The organism is Shewanella inventionis (genome assembly GCF_019931735.1).
Taxonomy (GTDB): domain Bacteria; phylum Pseudomonadota; class Gammaproteobacteria; order Enterobacterales; family Shewanellaceae; genus Shewanella; species Shewanella inventionis.
The window spans coordinates 1862586-1879173 of sequence record NZ_CP082926.1 but is presented as its reverse complement, the minus strand read 5'-3'; the positions used below and the strand labels follow the sequence as shown (position 1 = coordinate 1879173).

Here is a 16588-nt window from a genome sequence, read left to right as displayed (position 1 = left end):
GCACCAACATGTTCCAAAAGAGGTATATCAAAAAACAAAAAGCCAGTGCGTTGGCACTGGCTTTTTTAATCAGTAAAACTACCTAAATATCAATTTATGGTTATATCGACACTTGTTGTTAACCAAGTACCGCAAGCAATACCCCAGCAGCAACGGCACTGCCGAGTACACCAGCCACATTTGGGCCCATCGCATGCATCAATAAAAAGTTTTGGTCATTAGACTCTAAACCGACTTTGTTAACTACCCTTGCAGCCATAGGCACTGCTGAGACTCCTGCTGCGCCTATTAATGGGTTAACCTTTCCGCCAGAAAGCTTACACATCAGCTTTGCCATGAGCACTCCGGCAGCTGTTCCGATACTAAATGCCACTGCACCTAGTACTAAAATACCGAAGGTTTCAATGCGTAAAAACTGATCTGCGGATAATTTAGAGCCCACTGCGAGCCCTAAAAATATCGTCACAATGTTGATTAATTCGTTTTGCGCTGTTTTAGACAAACGATCAACCACACCCGACTCTTTCATTAAATTACCCAGGCAAAACATCCCGACTAAAGGCGTTGCAGCTGGCAAAAACAGAATGGTCATCCCCAATACCATTAATGGAAATATGATTTTTTCTTTTTTGCTCACTTCACGCAGCTGCTCCATTTTGATGGCGCGCTCCGCTTTGGTTGTCAGCAATTTCATTATCGGTGGCTGGATCAGCGGTACCAGTGCCATATAAGAATATGCGGCAACCGCAATAGCACCTAACAATTCTGGCGCCAGCTTAGAGGCTAAGAAAATCGCGGTTGGGCCGTCTGCACCACCAATAATGGCAATAGCAGCTGCATCTTGCATGGTAAACGCAAAACCAGGTACCGCATTAAGTGCAATTGCGCCTAACAAGGTGGCAAAAATACCAAACTGTGCCGCTGCGCCTAATAACAAGGTTTTAGGGTTGGCAATTAATGCACCAAAATCAGTTAATGCACCAACACCCATAAATATCAGCAGAGGGAATACTCCAGTCTCAATTCCTACGTGATAGGCAAAATAAAGTAAACCGCCTTCTTCTGTAAAACCTGCATTTGGAATATTAGCTAAAATTGCACCAAAACCAATCGGCAACAACAATAGTGGTTCGAACCCTTTTGCAATAGCTAAAAACAATAACAAACATCCAACTGCCATCATCAGCAGTTGCCCACCAGAGAAATTTGCGATCCCCGTTTCAGACCAAAAGGCCATTAATCCTTCCATTTTGACCTCTTATGCTAATGCAAGTAATGCAGAACCGACATTTACACTGTCGCCTTGCTTCACCGCAAGATGGGTTATCACGCCATCTTGTGGAGCACGAATTTCAGTTTCCATTTTCATCGCTTCCAAAATAATTAACACCTCGCCGGTTTTAACCGCTTGGCCATTATTTACGAGCACTTTAAAAATATTACCTGAGAGAGGCGCTGACATACTGCACTTAACTTCACCGACAGGTGCTGGAGTTGCTTGCGCTGGTGCTGCACTTGCTGCACTTGCTGCACTTGCTGCAACGGGTGCGGCAGTTGGAGTAATTTGGCTGATGTCGCCACCTTCACTCACTTCAACTACAAAGCTTTGCCCCTCAACGTTGACCGTATAGGTTTGTGGCCCTTTGTCTGCTTTCACTTGCAAATCGTCCGCACTCGGCACAGGTTCAAATGCATCTGGATTGCCGCGATTTTTTAAGAACTGCAAACCAATTTGATTGAAAAGTGCATAGGTCATTACATCGTCATCTGATTCAGTGGCTAACGCAAAACCTTGCTCTTTGGCCTTTTCTGCTAATTCTGTGCGCAATTTATCAAGCTCTGGAGCAATTAAATCTGCAGGGCGACAGGTAATAGGCTGTTCGCCTTTTAATACGCGTGCTTGCAGTTCAGCATTAACCGGCGCTGGCGTTGCGCCATACTCACCTTTTAATACTCCTTCGGTCTCTTTAGTCATCGACTTGTAGCGCTCACCCATCAATACGTTAATCACTGACTGAGAGCCAACGATTTGTGATGTGGGTGTCACTAAAGGTAAAAAGCCAAGATCTTCACGTACCCGTGGGATCTCTTCAAGCACGGCATCCATTTTGTCTGCTGCGCCCTGCTCTTTTAATTGGTTTTCCATGTTGGTTAACATGCCGCCCGGCACTTGAGCACGTAAAATACGTGAATCAATTCCTTTTAATGCACCTTCAAAACGGACGTACTTTTTACGAACATCTCGGAAATAAGCGGCAATTTCTTCAAGCAACACCATGTCATAGCCGGTAGCTCTGTCGGTATCTTCTACCATAGCAACAAGCGTTTCAGTGGCGCTATGACCATAGGTTTGGCTCATTGATGATATCGCGGTATCTAAAACATCGACTCCTGCCTCAATAGCTTTTTGATAGGTTGCCGTGCTTAAACCTGTTGTAGCATGGCAATGCATTGAGACCATTAAATCGGTTTGCGACTTTAAGCGGCTAATGAGCTCATAGGCTTGCATAGGCTTAAGCAAGCCAGCCATGTCTTTAATACATAACGAATCTGCGCCCATGTCTTCTAAACGCTTAGCCATATCCACCCATGTATCTATGGTGTGCACTGGGCTTGTGGTAAATGAAATGGTGCCCTGGGCGTGTCCACCAACGTTTTTAACCGCTTTTACAGCGGTTTCAAGGTTACGCACATCGTTCATTGCATCAAAAATACGGAACACATCCACACCGTTGGTATGAGCGCGCTCAACAAAACGAGTTACTACATCATCGGCATAATGACGGTAGCCTAAAAGATTTTGCCCACGCAATAACATTTGCTGCGGCGTATTTGGCATGGCTTTTTTTAATTCACGAATGCGATCCCAAGGATCTTCTCCAAGATAACGAATGCAAGAGTCGAAGGTCGCTCCGCCCCAAGACTCAAGTGACCAGTATCCAACTTTGTCTAACAAAGGAGCAATCGGCAACATATCGTCAATACGTAAACGCGTTGCGAGTAGTGATTGATGGGCGTCACGCAGTGCGACATCGGTTAATGCTAATGGCTTACTCATAATGACTCCAAAATTATTTAGCGCGGTATTGATGTATCGCAGAGGTGATTGCTGCCACTAACTTAGGATCTAAGCTAGTCGCTTGTGCTGTACGAGAAGGTGCTTGCGGTGCAGCAATGTCTGCTACCGGTGCAGGAAAAAGCTTTGCAACAATGCCAATACCTACGATTAAGATACTTAAAAAAGTAAACACTAAGCCCATGCCCATTATCATGATGCCCAGCGCATCCGATAATTGCTCAGATATCGATGTCATGTTTCCTCACTTTTTATCAAACAATTAAAATCAGCAGATTTGAGCAATATGTTTTAAATCAATGCGATATGGATATTTATCCCGCAGTTAACTCTCAAAAAAATCACACATTGCCCCCAACATTAACAGCAAGCTAATTAAGCAAGCATAAATATTCAAATCAAACGTCATTCAACACCGTGGTTTATCTGAGTTAAACGGCTTATTTAAACACGTCAAACCCAAAATCTTGTCACAAAATATAAACAAAAAATGACTACAATACTATCCTTTTGTAAATTGGTCTTACCATAATAAACGCCCAACATCGGTGCAGGTTAATAAAACCCAAAATAAACACCATAAAAATAAAGATTCCACAATATCCAAGCCTTTTTTTACTGATACACAATAAAATCGTTAAAATTAACGATTAAATAACATAACAACATGGTGCACATTAATTTCTACTCAAGCCAACAAATGTTTATTTACTCATTTTATGTGAATACAAATCCACACAAACTCTGTGTTGCCCCTTTTTAGTCCCAGGTATCATTTAAACACTCGTATGGCATGATCGATTTGTAAACAGAATAGTTAGGCCAAAAGGCATTACAGAGGGCAATAGAGCATAAAATGAGGGTAATGTAGGTATTAGCTGACGCTAATTGGAACTGTTGATTGGGAAGCACTAATTTGAAGTGACAGTTTGAAGCGCTAATTTGAAGTGCTAAATTGAAGTGCTAAATTGAAGTGAAAGTTTGAAGCGATAGTTTTGAAGCGGTAATTTGGATCTGTAGTTGGAAGCGCTAAATTGAAGTGAAAGTTTGAAGCGATAGTTTAAGCGATAGTTTAAGCGGTAGTTTTGAAGCGCTAATTGCTGTGAATACTCATACCAATGCTTCAGTCGAGGCAAGTGCAACAATTCGAACTTTAATTTTATCCATAAAAAAACGCCCTGTAATTATACAGGGCGTTTCTATTATGGTGCGCGTGGGAGGATTCGAACCTCCGACCGCCTGGTTCGTAGCCAGGTACTCTATCCAGCTGAGCTACACGCGCAAAATCGGTACAACATGCCAATCAATATTTTATCGTTACTATTATAGCTAATAGACAAAACAATGAATGGCGGAGAAGGAGGGATTCGAACCCTCGATGGGAGTTAAAGCCCATACTCCCTTAGCAGGGGAGCGCCTTCGGCCACTCGGCCACCTCTCCGCAAAAATGGTGCGCGTGGGAGGATTCGAACCTCCGACCGCCTGGTTCGTAGCCAGGTACTCTATCCAGCTGAGCTACACGCGCGAAATTTGGGATTTACATACATGAATGGTGCGCGTGGGAGGATTCGAACCTCCGACCGCCTGGTTCGTAGCCAGGTACTCTATCCAGCTGAGCTACACGCGCATTCATGGTTATTGCATCATAGTAAATGGTGCGGATGGGAGGATTCGAACCTCCGACCGCCTGGTTCGTAGCCAGGTACTCTATCCAGCTGAGCTACATCCGCATCGTTTAACTATGGTAAGAAATGGCGGAGAAGGAGGGATTCGAACCCTCGATGGGAGTTAAAGCCCATACTCCCTTAGCAGGGGAGCGCCTTCGGCCACTCGGCCACCTCTCCGTTTTCTTGGCGCACATATTACTGTTTGACGAAAATAAGTCAAACCCTTTTTAGGAAACCTATCTTCATTTGAACTGTTTTTAATCACATTGAAGATAATAGCTTCAAAAAGGCCCGAAAACTGTATTCTTTTTTACGAATATTATTTTAAAAGCCTATTTGACGATAGGTTAAAAAACACAGGTTCTTAAAAACAAAAAAGCCAGCACAAGCTGACTTAGTTAATATCGGACAAATTAGCCGAAATTAGTAGTTTCCACCTTCAGAAGGTGAATCTGACTTCTCAGATTGAATACGTTGGTAGATCTCTTCACGGTGCACAGAGACTTCTTTAGGTGCATTAACACCAATACGCACCTGATTACCTTTAACACCTAATACAGTAACAGTGACTTCGTCACCGATCATTAATGTTTCGCCTACACGACGAGTCAAAATTAGCATTCGATTGCTCCTTTAGTTCAATCTGCATAACACGCTTTGTCCGTAATATGCGTTTATTATAAGGTCTGCGCTTAATAAAATCATAGTATCTATTTAAAAATACATCTGCTTATAAGGCATTATCTATTCGGAAGTTCTAAAGCCCAATGAAAAACATCTACCAATAAGTGATAAGTCACAAATTCATCATATTTGAACTAAGCACTGTATTAAATAAATCTAAACAGCAAAACCAATAACAAAACGACAGGAGTAAAACGTTACAGACCTTGTGTTAACACACGAATTTGCAATCACCATTTTACCCAAGCAATCCCTTTTACGCTTTTTACTGTTAGTGAGTTACTTCACTATGCCAAATCTACTGATGGCACTCAAGTTATAAAGCTGAATATCTTAGACTTTATGCCTTAAGTGCCAATTAACGTGCAAATTTACATATTGGTTAGCTCAATCGTTCAGCAATCCAAGGCTCAACAGACGCTAAAGCAGCTGCTAGGTTCTCTGGTTGAGTACCACCCGCCTGCGCCATATCTGGACGACCACCGCCCTTACCGCCCACTTGCTGGGCCACCATAGCAACCAACTCACCAGCTTTAACTTGCTTGGTTAAGTCGTTACTTACACCAGCAATTAAATTTACCTTACCGTCTTTTGCTGTACCCAGTACGATAATAGCCGATTTAAGTTTTTGCTTTAACTCATCTTGTAAACCACGCAGTGAACCTGGATCGACACCTTCAAGCATTTTAACCAGCACTTTCACACCATTGACATAAATAGCATCACCGGCCATATCCGCACTTGCTGCAGCCGCGAGTTTATCTTTAAGTTGCGATAAATCCTTTTCAAGTTGCTTCACTTTATCTAGTTGTGCTTTTAATTTAGCCACGACTGACGCATTATCAGATTTTAGTAATTGCGCGGCTTCATCTAACATGGCTTGCTGCTGAGCAACGTAAGCAATAGCTGCTGCACCCGTTACGGCTTCAATTCGACGAACACCGGCAGCAATACCACCTTCAGTGGTAATTTTGAATAAACCAATATCACCCGTACGTCCAACGTGCGTTCCACCACATAATTCGATAGAGAAATCACCCATTGTTACCACACGGACTTGATCATCATATTTTTCACCAAAGAGTGCCATCGCACCCTTTTCTTTTGCTTCATCGATAGCCATTTCAGCTGTCTTTAACTGATGATTGCGGCGAATTTGTGTGTTAACTAATTCTTCAACGGCTTTTAACTCAGCAGGTTTTACCGCTTCAAAATGTGAAAAGTCAAAACGTAAACGCTCTGGGTTTACTAACGAGCCTTTTTGCGTCACATGCGCGCCTAATACCTTACGCAACGCTGCATGCAATAAATGAGTCACAGAATGGTTTAGCTGAGTACGGTGGCGTAATTTTTTGTCCACTTGTGCTGACAAGGTCTGCCCAACCACTAATTGGCCTTGAATCAATTCACCTTGATGCCCTGTAGCCTGACCAAACTTTTGTGTGTCGTTTACTGCAAACTCGATACCTTGTGCAGATAATACCCCTTGGTCACCAACTTGACCGCCTGACTCAGCATAAAATGGGGTATTAGCTAACACCACTATGGCTTTTTGACCTGCAGTGACGGTGTCGACCGCTTTACCATCAACATATAAACCGGTTATTGTCGACTCACCACTTAGCTCAGTGTAGCCACAGAACGCAGTTTCAGCATCAATAATTAAATTGCTATTATAGTCTGCACCAAAGTTACCCGCGGCTTGTGCCCGGCTTCTTTGCTCGGCCATTGCAGCTTCAAAACCGGCTTCATCGACATTGATATCACGCTCGCGACAAACGTCAGCAGTTAAGTCGACAGGGAAGCCGTAAGTGTCATACAGTTTAAATACTGTTTCACCATCTAGCGTGTCACCTTTAAGGCTGTTTAATGCACCATCTAAAATAACAAGGCCACGCTCTAAGGTACGAGCAAATTGATCTTCTTCAGCTTTTAATGCTTTTTCTACTATCGCTTGCATGGCTTTTAAGCCGTTTGCAGCATCACCCATCACGTCAATCAGCGTTGGTACTAATTTATAGAAAAAGGCTTCTGTAGCCCCTAACTTGTTACCATGACGCACGGCACGGCGGATAATACGACGCAGCACATAACCACGACCTTCGTTAGATGGCATCACACCATCGGCAACTAAAAACGCACATGAACGAATATGGTCAGCTATTACACGTAATGATTTGTTTTCTAAATCAGACACACCGATAACGTCAGCCGCTTTAGCAATTAATTGCTTAAAAATATCGATTTCGTAGTTTGAATGTACGCCTTGCATAATGGCTGCAATACGTTCAATACCCATACCGGTATCAACTGACGGCTTAGGAAGTGGTAACATTTCACCGTCTGCTTGACGGTTATATTGCATAAATACGATGTTCCAAATCTCAATAAACCGATCGCCATCTTCTTCTGGAGTACCTGGGCGACCGCCCCAAATGTGATCGCCATGATCATAGAAAATTTCACTACATGGACCACATGGTCCTGTATCACCCATTTGCCAGAAGTTGTCTGAGGCAAATGCAGCACCTTTATTATCGCCAATGCGGATCATGCTTTCTGCTGGCACACCAATTTTTTGAGTCCAAATGTCATAAGCTTCATCATCAGTTTCATAGATGGTGACGCATAAACGCTCTTTAGGCAGCTTTAAGGTTTCAGTTAAAAAGGTCCAAGCAAAACGAATGGCTTCTTCTTTGAAATAATCGCCAAAACTGAAGTTACCGAGCATTTCAAAAAAAGTATGGTGACGTGCGGTATATCCCACGTTATCAAGGTCATTGTGTTTACCACCGGCACGCACACAGCGTTGTGACGATACGGCACGAGTGTAGCTACGTTTATCCATACCAAGGAACACATCTTTAAACTGATTCATACCTGCATTGGTAAATAACAGTGTTGGGTCGTTTGCGGGAACGAGCGAGCTGCTATCAACAACCTGATGTCCGTTATCTTCAAAATACTTTAAAAAAGCACTTCTTAACTCTGCTGTAGTCTGAAACATGAAATGGTCCTGAAGTAGAAAAATACATAAGTATCCAGCTTGCCAAACAAGCCAGTAAATGTAGGCATTATATACTGAATTTAACGAAAGAAGCGAGACGAGCGAACCGATTATGATTTGAAGCAAAATCGATTGAAAACCAAGATTGATGTGTTCAGAAATCTGCTTGTTGTTATACCAATCAGCAACCTCTGTTCACTCATTTATACTGATTATTACGTATTTAAACCCAATCAACCTGATGATGGTCAACCTCAGTAAGAACTTATCTGAGTTTAGACATGGTGTGAATTAACGATATAAGAGCAAGCCGAGGGTCTGTTGATCTTTCAAGATTGTTTTTGCAGCGAATTGTTGGTCTTTTATACAAGGCAGAGACTTTGAGGTGTAGTTATTCTACATAAAAAGTAGATAACGCAGTAAAAATGGCCAACAAACGCTGCCTGAAAGGTTCGGCTAAAAACGTTTTACTCTTTGTTGAATGGATATTGCTTAGATGACTAGGCATCAATCCATTCGTCTCGATTAAAACGTTTTTAACTCGAACAAAATTCAAACAGCAAAGTTCAACAGACCCTAAGGTTTGCTGAAGAAATAAAAAATCGCGGTGCAGATGCCTGCTACCGCGACTTACTTAATTAGGTTTAACACTTTTTAAAACTTAATAACCTAGTTTAAAAAACTTCGCCTGTTTCAAAATCAATGTTTTCATCGCCGTCATCAGCACTTGACGCGCTAGCAGCACCGCCTGCAAGTAGCATGGTACGTAATGTTGCATCAATTTCAGCAGCAATAGCTGGATTTTCTGTTAAGAATTTACCCGCATTGGCACGGCCCTGGCCAATTTTCTCACCTTTGTAGCTATACCATGCACCGGCTTTATCAACAATTTTGTGCTGTACACCTAAATCAACCAATTCACCAGTACGGTTAATGCCTTGACCATATAAAATTTGGAATTCAGCTTGTTTAAAAGGAGCTGCAATTTTGTTTTTTACGACTTTAACGCGAGTTTCGTTACCAACAACTTCATCACCTTCTTTTACTGCACCTGTGCGGCGAATATCTAAACGTACTGAGGCATAAAACTTAAGCGCGTTACCACCTGTAGTGGTTTCTGGGTTACCAAACATCACACCAATCTTCATACGAATTTGGTTAATGAAGATAAGCAAAGTATTTGATTGCTTAAGGTTACCTGCAAGTTTACGCATTGCTTGGCTCATCATACGTGCCGCTAAGCCCATGTGAGAGTCACCGATTTCGCCTTCAATTTCAGCTTTAGGTGTAAGTGCAGCTACTGAGTCAACAATAATGACATCGACTGCGCCAGAGCGTGTTAACGCATCACAAATTTCCAATGCTTGCTCACCTGTGTCAGGCTGTGAACAAAGTAGGTTATCAATATCTACGCCTAGCTTTTTAGCATAGATAGGATCTAATGCATGCTCTGCATCAATAAAGGCACAGGTTTTACCTTGGCGTTGAGCTGCTGCAATCACTTCAAGTGTTAATGTGGTTTTACCTGATGATTCTGGTCCGTACACTTCAACGATACGACCCATTGGTAAACCACCAGCGCCTAACGCTACGTCTAACGAAAGTGAACCGGTAGAGATAGTTTCAACATCCATTGTGCGATCTTCGCCCAATTTCATAATTGAGCCTTTACCAAATTGTTTTTCAATTTGGCCTAAAACGGCGGCTAGTGCTTTCTCTTTATTTGGATCAACCTTCATTGTAAAACCCTCTTAAGGCATTCAATACGTTTAGTAAAATGCAATTTGTATTTAGGTGAAATGTTGTAACGCATCTCAATATGTCCACCAGTATACTGTATAGTCATACAGTATCAAGTGCTGTGGGTATTTTTTTTTATGTTGCGTTAATTTGCCTTTTTACATCAATATTTTACCCAGCAATCAATTTTTATTAATAATTGGTTGATACCCCGATGATAAAAATTGTTAAGATTAGCGCCATAAAGAACCACATCTCAAGATAGATAAAAGTGAAATGTCCATAATGACTGCAATTGATACCAGTGATTTAGAAAAACATACCCCTATGATGCGACAATATTTGAGCTTAAAAGCCGCTCATGCTGACATGTTGCTCTTTTATCGTATGGGTGATTTTTACGAATTATTTTATGATGATGCAAAAAAAGCATCTGAACTATTAGGCATTTCATTAACCGCTCGCGGTAAAAGTGGCGGTGATCCAATTCCTATGGCGGGTATTCCTTATCATGCTGTGGAAGGTTATTTAGCTAAGTTGGTGCAAATTGGCCAATCAGTGGCTATATGTGAGCAAATTGGCGATCCGGCAACCTCTAAAGGTCCCGTTGAGCGCCAAGTTGTACGTATTGTTACTCCTGGTACATTAACAGATGAAGCCTTATTACAGGAAAGGCAAGACAATCTACTTGCAGCACTTTACCAGGGTAAAACCGGCTTTGGCTATGCCACTCTCGATATTTCATCGGGCCGATTTGTCATCGCCGAACTCCCAACTCGTGAAGCATTAGAAGCCGAACTCCAGCGCACTCATCCTGCTGAATTACTGTACAGCGAAGATTTCACCGACATGTTGTTAATTAACAATATGAAGGGAATACGCCGCCGTCCAGAGTGGGAATTTGATTATGATACCTGCGTTAATTTACTCCTTAATCAATTTGGCACCAAAGATCTACATGGTTTTGGCATTAGTGATGCTCGCTTAGCATTACAAGCTGCAGGCTGCTTAATGCAGTATGTTAAAGACACCCAAAAAATGGCGCTACCGCACATTAATTCAATTGTGCGATTTAACCAGTCTGAATCAATCATTTTAGATGCCGCTACTCGCCGTAATTTAGAGCTAACACAAAATCTATCTGGTGGACGTGAGAATACCCTGGCTTGGGTGCTAGACAATACTGCAACCCCAATGGGTAGCCGCATGTTACAACGTTGGATCCATGAGCCACTTCGTGATCGTCATGCAATTCAATCACGCCATAGCGCTGTAAATGAATTAATTGAACAAGACCTTTACCATACTCTTCATGAACAACTCAAAAGTTTAGGCGATATTGAGCGCATTATGGCCCGCCTAGCACTGCGCAGTGCAAGGCCGAGGGATTTTTCACGTTTAAAGCAAGCGTTAGCATTATTGCCGTCAATTCAGCAAACATTGTCTCAATGTCAACAGCCACAAATGATGACATTAGCAACCCAATTAGGCGAGTTTCCTGAGCAACATGACCTGCTTGAACGGGCCATTATAGATAACCCTCCAATGTTAATTAGAGATGGCGGGGTAATAAAAACGGGTTACCACGAAGAGTTAGATGAATGGCGTAAACTCAGTGAAGGTGCAAATGATTATTTAGTTGAGCTTGAAGCCCGAGAAAAACAACAAACCGGTATAAGCACATTAAAAGTGGGCTATAACCGAGTGCATGGTTACTACATAGAAGTGAGCCGCTTACAAGCTGATAGAGTGCCGTTGAGCTATCAGCGTCGCCAAACATTAAAAAGTACAGAGCGCTATATTACTCCTGAGCTAAAAGAATACGAGGAAAAAGTCCTTTCAAGCCAAGGTAAAGCCTTAGCACTTGAGAAACAACTGTGGGAGCAACTGTTCGATTTATTGTTACCTAAACTGCATGAGTTACAAGCTTTTGCTACCGCAGCAGCACAGTTAGATGTATTGAGTAACTTTGCCGAACGTGCACAAACACTCAATTATGAATGCCCGCAAATGACCAATGAGATTGGGATCCATATTAATGCAGGCCGCCACCCCGTTGTTGAGCAAGTCAGTCAATCTGCATTTATCGCTAACCCTGTAGACTTGTCGCCATCACGAAAAATGCTGATAGTTACAGGCCCTAACATGGGGGGTAAGTCGACTTACATGCGCCAAGTGGCATTAATTACTCTAATGGCTCATATCGGCTGTTTTGTGCCTGCTGGCTCGGCAAAAATTGGCGAGGTAGATCGCATATTTACCCGTATCGGCGCCTCGGATGACTTGGCGTCAGGTCGTTCAACCTTTATGGTGGAAATGACTGAAACCGCTAATATTTTACATAATGCCACAGCAAACAGTTTGGTATTAATGGATGAAATAGGCCGCGGAACCTCAACCTATGATGGTTTATCGCTTGCTTGGTCAGCTGCAGAATATCTTGCTAAGCAAGTCAGTGCTCTGACGTTATTTGCGACTCATTATTTTGAACTTACCCAGCTGCCTGAATTATTGCCCGCGGTGGTTAATGTTCATTTAGATGCCATTGAACACGATGATACTATTGCATTTATGCACGCAGTACAGGAAGGGGCAGCAAGTAAAAGCTATGGTTTACAGGTCGCGGCTTTGGCTGGTGTTCCGAATCAAGTCATTAACGCTGCCAAGCATAAATTGCATCAACTCGAAAACCGCGATATTACTGCGACCGAGCACATACCTCATCAAGTAAGCATGAATTTACTTACGCCAATGCCTGAGACCTCTCCTGCACTGGATAAATTGGCACGAATAAACCCCGATGACTTTACCCCAAAGCAAGCATTAGACCTATTGTATGAACTGAAAAAGCTAGTAAATTAATCATAAAATTAACCATATAAAAAGGACACTAACTGTGTCCTTTTATTATTTATTGCATCAGAAACTCATGTAAATTTAAGTGGGTATTAGTCTCTAAAAAGCGCTTCAACTGACAACCCTTGAGAACCCAATAAATCTTTTAAACGTTTTAATGCTTCAACCTGTATTTGACGAACACGCTCACGGGTTAACCCAATTTCAGCACCGACGTTTTCTAGTGTTGATGGCACATATCCTAATAAACCAAAACGTCTTGCCAATACTTCACGTTGTTTGGTGTTGAGTTCATTTAACCAACCTACAATTGAGTTAGATAAATCTTCGTTTTGCACTCTATGATCAGGTCCAACTGAATCGTCGTCGGCAATTACATCCAACAATGCTTTTTCATTGTCGCCTCCAATGGGTGAATCAACAGAGGTAATTCGCTCATTCAGTTTCAGCATACGACTCACGTCGCCCGTTGACACATCGAGTTTTTCAGCAATTTCTTCAGCTGTGGGTTCATGATCAAGTTTTTGCGCGAGTTGCCTTGCTGTGCGCAAGTAAACATTAAGTTCTTTTACCACATGAATAGGAAGTCGGATCGTGCGAGTCTGATTCATAATGGCACGTTCAATAGTTTGCCTAATCCACCATGTAGCATAAGTTGAGAAACGGAAACCGCGTTCAGGGTCAAACTTTTCAACCGCTCTTATCAGGCCTAAATTGCCCTCTTCAATAAGATCGAGCAAAGCTAATCCGCGATTGTTGTATCTTCTGGAAATTTTAACGACTAGACGTAAATTACTTTCTATCATTCGGTTGCGAGATTTTTCGCAGCCTTTGAGGGCTTTACGTGAAAAATAGACTTCTTCTTCTGCAGTAAGCAGCGGAGAAAAACCAATTTCACCTAAATATAATTGAGTGGCATCGAGATTTTTTTGTAAGTCATCTTGGACTTTTTCTTCAATTTCGAGTTGCTGTACCAAATCGCCATTTTTGGTTGCAACCTCTTGTGGTTGTTTAGCTAGATCGACAATTTGTTCTGCTGAAGCAGTACTGTTTTTGCGGCTCATAATTGCTCTCCCAAACCTAATATGTGATATGTAATCTACTGCACTGCTTATCCTCCGTTATTTATATTGCTAAACAATTACTGTTTAGGTAGATATCGTAATGGGTTGACTGACTTACCGTGATAACGCACTTCAAAGTGAAGCATCACTTGGTTTGTCCCTGTACTGCCCATTTTTGCAACTGTTTGCCCTGCACTAACATATTGCTTTTCTTTAACCGTTATCGTATCTGCATGAGCATAAGCACTTAAAAAATCATCATTATGTTTGATAATTACTAAGTTGCCATATCCCCGAAGCGCATTGCCCGCATATACGACTCTCCCATCTGCAGCGGCTTTTATGACATCACCGCGATTGCCAGCAATCTTAATTCCTTGATTACCTTGCTCAGATACCGAAAAATATCCAATGATTCGGCCTCTGACTGGCCAGTGCCATTGCTGAACTTGCTGTGGCAAGTTAACAACTGGTCCGCTTGCATTTTGGTTAATTTTTTGTTGGGTAGTTGTTACAGAATACGCAGGCTCGACTTTGTGATCAAGATCTTTTTTCGTTCTGTCTGATACGACCAGTGGCTGGGGCTTTTCGCTAACAGCTGGCTTAATTATTTTTAAATCAGAACGATTAGAAACTGATGAATAAGGTTGAGTGACAGCCTGAGTTTGTACATTAGACTTGTTGGATTGGGCTGAATTAACCTGTGTTGCTACAGAACGATTTGGGCTGGATAAATGAATAATTTGCCCAGGATAAATCGTATATGGTGCCTGTAAGTTATTGTCTCGAGCAAGTTCAATAAAATGTCGCCCAGCTCCCCAAGCTATTGAGTAAAGAGTGTCACCCTTTTTTACTCTATATTGATGAGTGTTAAGCGAACCTTTGTGGTAGCGAGGACCGTGATTTTTTGATGATAAACTTTCAACCGGCGCAGGACGTTCAGCTTGAAAGCTACATCCTGTGAGCATGATTGCTAAGACCAAACCATTTGGCCAACCGCTATTCATCAAACAATGTCCTTAAGGAAAATACACAGGGAAAATACAAACAAACGTTATTCTACACGATAATCTATATTGCGCAGACTTACATGAAGCAGAAGTCATGTATTTTAGGCTAATTCACCATTGATTAATGGTACAAATTTAACAGCCTCTATTATCTCTGAATGGAATTGAGTCCCTATTCGAGTAATTTTTAGCAGTTGTTGGGTGTCTTCTCCAACCGGAATGATCAGCACCCCTTTATCAGCAAGTTGCTCAAGTAAAGCTTGCGGGACCGACGCCGCGGCAGCTGTAACCATAATACCGTCAAATGGGCCTCGGTTAGACCAACCTTGCCAACCATCACCGTACTTAAATGAAACATTGTGCAAATCGAGTCGTTTAAGTCGTTGTCTAGCCTGGATTTGCAATGCTTTAATGCGTTCAATAGTAAACAACTGCGGAATAATTGATGCCAACACAGCAGCTTGGTAACCAGAACCGGTACCAATTTCGAGTACTTTTTGCGGATTATGTTGTAGTAAAAGCTCGGTCATACGCGCAACAATATATGGCTGGGAAATCGTTTGCCCCTGCCCAATTGGAAGTGCGGTGTTTTCATATGCTTTGTGAGCTAGGGCGTCGTCAAGAAATAACTCACGCGGTGTATTCGCAACTGCGTGCAATACCGCTGGGTGGCGGATCCCTGCATCAGACAACTTTTTTGCCAAGTTTATTGCTGATGTTGAAGCTACCCTAGTCATATTTTTGTTACCCACTCAGCTAATCCGTGTAGTTGATTATATGCGGTTAAATCTACTGTTAACGGTGTAATTGATACATAACCTGCCGCAACGGCACCAAAATCGGTACCTTCACCGGCATCTTGTTCACGACCAACTGGCCCAAGCCAATAAATATCTTTTCCAGCTGGATCTTGGGTTTTTATCATGCCTTCGGCTTTATGTCTTGCCCCTAAGCGTGTGACTTTAATTCCTTTAATTTGCTCTAAAGGCAAATCGGGGACATTGACATTTAATATTTGATCGCTATTTATCGGGTGTGCTAATAACCCCTTTACAATTTTAGCCGCATAAATAGCAGCACTATCATAATGAGTTAACGACTTTCCGACTAATGAAATCGCGATTGCAGGTAACCCTAAAAAACGCCCTTCCATTGCGGCAGCAACCGTACCGGAATAGAGAGTATCATCTCCCATGTTGGCACCTGCATTAATACCGGAGACCACAATATCGGGCTCTGCTGGGCATAACTGCCTGATCGCTAAATGGACACAATCAGTTGGTGTACCATTAACGGAAATATAACCATTTCCTAAGTTATTAATTCTTAATGGGTTAGTCAAGGTTAATGAATTACTCGCGCCTGAACAATTTCGATCGGGTGCGACGGTCACCACTTGAGCAAACTCACTCAAGGCTTGAGTTAATGCAATAATGCCTGGGGCACTTACACCATCATCATTACTGACTAAAATATTGATCATG

Annotated in this window: 11 protein-coding genes and 6 tRNA genes; 1 reads left to right on the top strand and 16 read right to left on the bottom strand. The window is 42.2% G+C overall.

Annotated features, from left to right (window positions below; genetic code table 11):
* Positions 1-118: 118 nt before the first annotated feature.
* From K8B83_RS08505 to recA, 12 genes are all read right to left on the bottom strand, one after another.
* Positions 119-1249: a sodium ion-translocating decarboxylase subunit beta gene (locus K8B83_RS08505; RefSeq protein WP_188738762.1), complete on the bottom strand. Its 1131-nt coding sequence runs from the start codon at positions 1247-1249 to the stop codon at positions 119-121.
* Between the two features lie 9 nt (positions 1250-1258).
* Positions 1259-3058 carry a sodium-extruding oxaloacetate decarboxylase subunit alpha gene (gene oadA / locus K8B83_RS08500; protein ID WP_223419562.1) on the bottom strand — a complete coding sequence of 600 codons (1800 nt, stop codon included), beginning with the start codon at positions 3056-3058 and terminating at the stop codon, positions 1259-1261.
* 13 nt (positions 3059-3071) lie between these two features.
* Positions 3072-3314, bottom strand: a complete 243-nt coding sequence (locus K8B83_RS08495; RefSeq protein ID WP_188738758.1) for an OadG family protein — start codon at positions 3312-3314, stop codon at positions 3072-3074.
* Positions 3315-4281: 967 nt separating this feature from the next.
* Positions 4282-4358 (bottom strand) — tRNA-Arg (locus K8B83_RS08490).
* Between the two features lie 67 nt (positions 4359-4425).
* Positions 4426-4517, bottom strand: a tRNA-Ser gene (locus K8B83_RS08485).
* 7 nt (positions 4518-4524) lie between these two features.
* Positions 4525-4601 (bottom strand) — tRNA-Arg (locus tag K8B83_RS08480).
* A gap of 25 nt (positions 4602-4626) precedes the next feature.
* Positions 4627-4703 (bottom strand) — tRNA-Arg (locus K8B83_RS08475).
* A 26-nt stretch (positions 4704-4729) separates the two neighbouring features.
* A tRNA-Arg gene (locus K8B83_RS08470) sits at positions 4730-4806 on the bottom strand.
* Positions 4807-4828: 22 nt separating this feature from the next.
* Positions 4829-4920 (bottom strand) — tRNA-Ser (locus K8B83_RS08465).
* A gap of 246 nt (positions 4921-5166) precedes the next feature.
* Positions 5167-5364 (bottom strand): carbon storage regulator CsrA, encoded by a 198-nt coding sequence (gene csrA, locus K8B83_RS08460; RefSeq protein WP_188738756.1) that lies wholly within the window; start codon positions 5362-5364, stop codon positions 5167-5169.
* Between the two features lie 445 nt (positions 5365-5809).
* Positions 5810-8434 carry an alanine--tRNA ligase gene (gene alaS, locus K8B83_RS08455; protein WP_223419560.1) on the bottom strand — a complete coding sequence of 875 codons (2625 nt, stop codon included), beginning with the start codon at positions 8432-8434 and terminating at the stop codon, positions 5810-5812.
* Positions 8435-9108: 674 nt separating this feature from the next.
* Positions 9109-10173 carry a recombinase RecA gene (recA, locus tag K8B83_RS08445; RefSeq protein WP_223419558.1) on the bottom strand — a complete coding sequence of 355 codons (1065 nt, stop codon included), beginning with the start codon at positions 10171-10173 and terminating at the stop codon, positions 9109-9111.
* A gap of 286 nt (positions 10174-10459) precedes the next feature.
* On the opposite strand from recA, the gene mutS reads away from it, so the two are divergent.
* Positions 10460-13036: a DNA mismatch repair protein MutS gene (gene mutS / locus K8B83_RS08440; protein ID WP_188738751.1), complete on the top strand. Its 2577-nt coding sequence runs from the start codon at positions 10460-10462 to the stop codon at positions 13034-13036.
* An 86-nt stretch (positions 13037-13122) separates the two neighbouring features.
* Here mutS and rpoS read toward each other — a convergent pair whose 3' ends face one another.
* The 4 genes from rpoS to surE all read right to left on the bottom strand — a co-directional run bounded on the left by rpoS (position 13123) and on the right by surE (position 16587).
* The gene (gene rpoS / locus K8B83_RS08435) at positions 13123-14094 is read right to left on the bottom strand and encodes an RNA polymerase sigma factor RpoS (protein ID WP_188738749.1); all 972 of its coding nucleotides are present in this window, start codon (positions 14092-14094) and stop codon (positions 13123-13125) included.
* Between the two features lie 77 nt (positions 14095-14171).
* Positions 14172-15104 carry a peptidoglycan DD-metalloendopeptidase family protein gene (locus tag K8B83_RS08430; RefSeq protein WP_373284893.1) on the bottom strand — a complete coding sequence of 311 codons (933 nt, stop codon included), beginning with the start codon at positions 15102-15104 and terminating at the stop codon, positions 14172-14174.
* Between the two features lie 101 nt (positions 15105-15205).
* Positions 15206-15841, bottom strand: coding sequence for a protein-L-isoaspartate(D-aspartate) O-methyltransferase (locus K8B83_RS08425; protein ID WP_188738745.1), 636 nt, complete (start codon positions 15839-15841; stop codon positions 15206-15208).
* Positions 15838-16587: a 5'/3'-nucleotidase SurE gene (surE, locus tag K8B83_RS08420; protein WP_188738743.1), complete on the bottom strand. Its 750-nt coding sequence runs from the start codon at positions 16585-16587 to the stop codon at positions 15838-15840. The genes K8B83_RS08425 and surE overlap by 4 nt, the downstream gene beginning before the upstream one ends.
* Between the last annotated feature and the right edge of the window lies 1 nt (position 16588).

Coding starts and splice junctions, on each gene's coding strand:
- K8B83_RS08505 (WP_188738762.1), bottom strand. CDS start 1,249: ATGGAAGGATTAATGGCCTTTTGGTCTGAAACGGGGATCGCAAATTTC.
- oadA (WP_223419562.1), bottom strand. CDS start 3,058: ATGAGTAAGCCATTAGCATTAACCGATGTCGCACTGCGTGACGCCCAT.
- K8B83_RS08495 (WP_188738758.1), bottom strand. CDS start 3,314: ATGACATCGATATCTGAGCAATTATCGGATGCGCTGGGCATCATGATA.
- csrA (WP_188738756.1), bottom strand. CDS start 5,364: ATGCTAATTTTGACTCGTCGTGTAGGCGAAACATTAATGATCGGTGAC.
- alaS (WP_223419560.1), bottom strand. CDS start 8,434: ATGTTTCAGACTACAGCAGAGTTAAGAAGTGCTTTTTTAAAGTATTTT.
- recA (WP_223419558.1), bottom strand. CDS start 10,173: ATGAAGGTTGATCCAAATAAAGAGAAAGCACTAGCCGCCGTTTTAGGC.
- mutS (WP_188738751.1), top strand. CDS start 10,460: ATGACTGCAATTGATACCAGTGATTTAGAAAAACATACCCCTATGATG.
- rpoS (WP_188738749.1), bottom strand. CDS start 14,094: ATGAGCCGCAAAAACAGTACTGCTTCAGCAGAACAAATTGTCGATCTA.
- K8B83_RS08425 (WP_188738745.1), bottom strand. CDS start 15,841: ATGACTAGGGTAGCTTCAACATCAGCAATAAACTTGGCAAAAAAGTTG.
- surE (WP_188738743.1), bottom strand. CDS start 16,587: ATGATCAATATTTTAGTCAGTAATGATGATGGTGTAAGTGCCCCAGGC.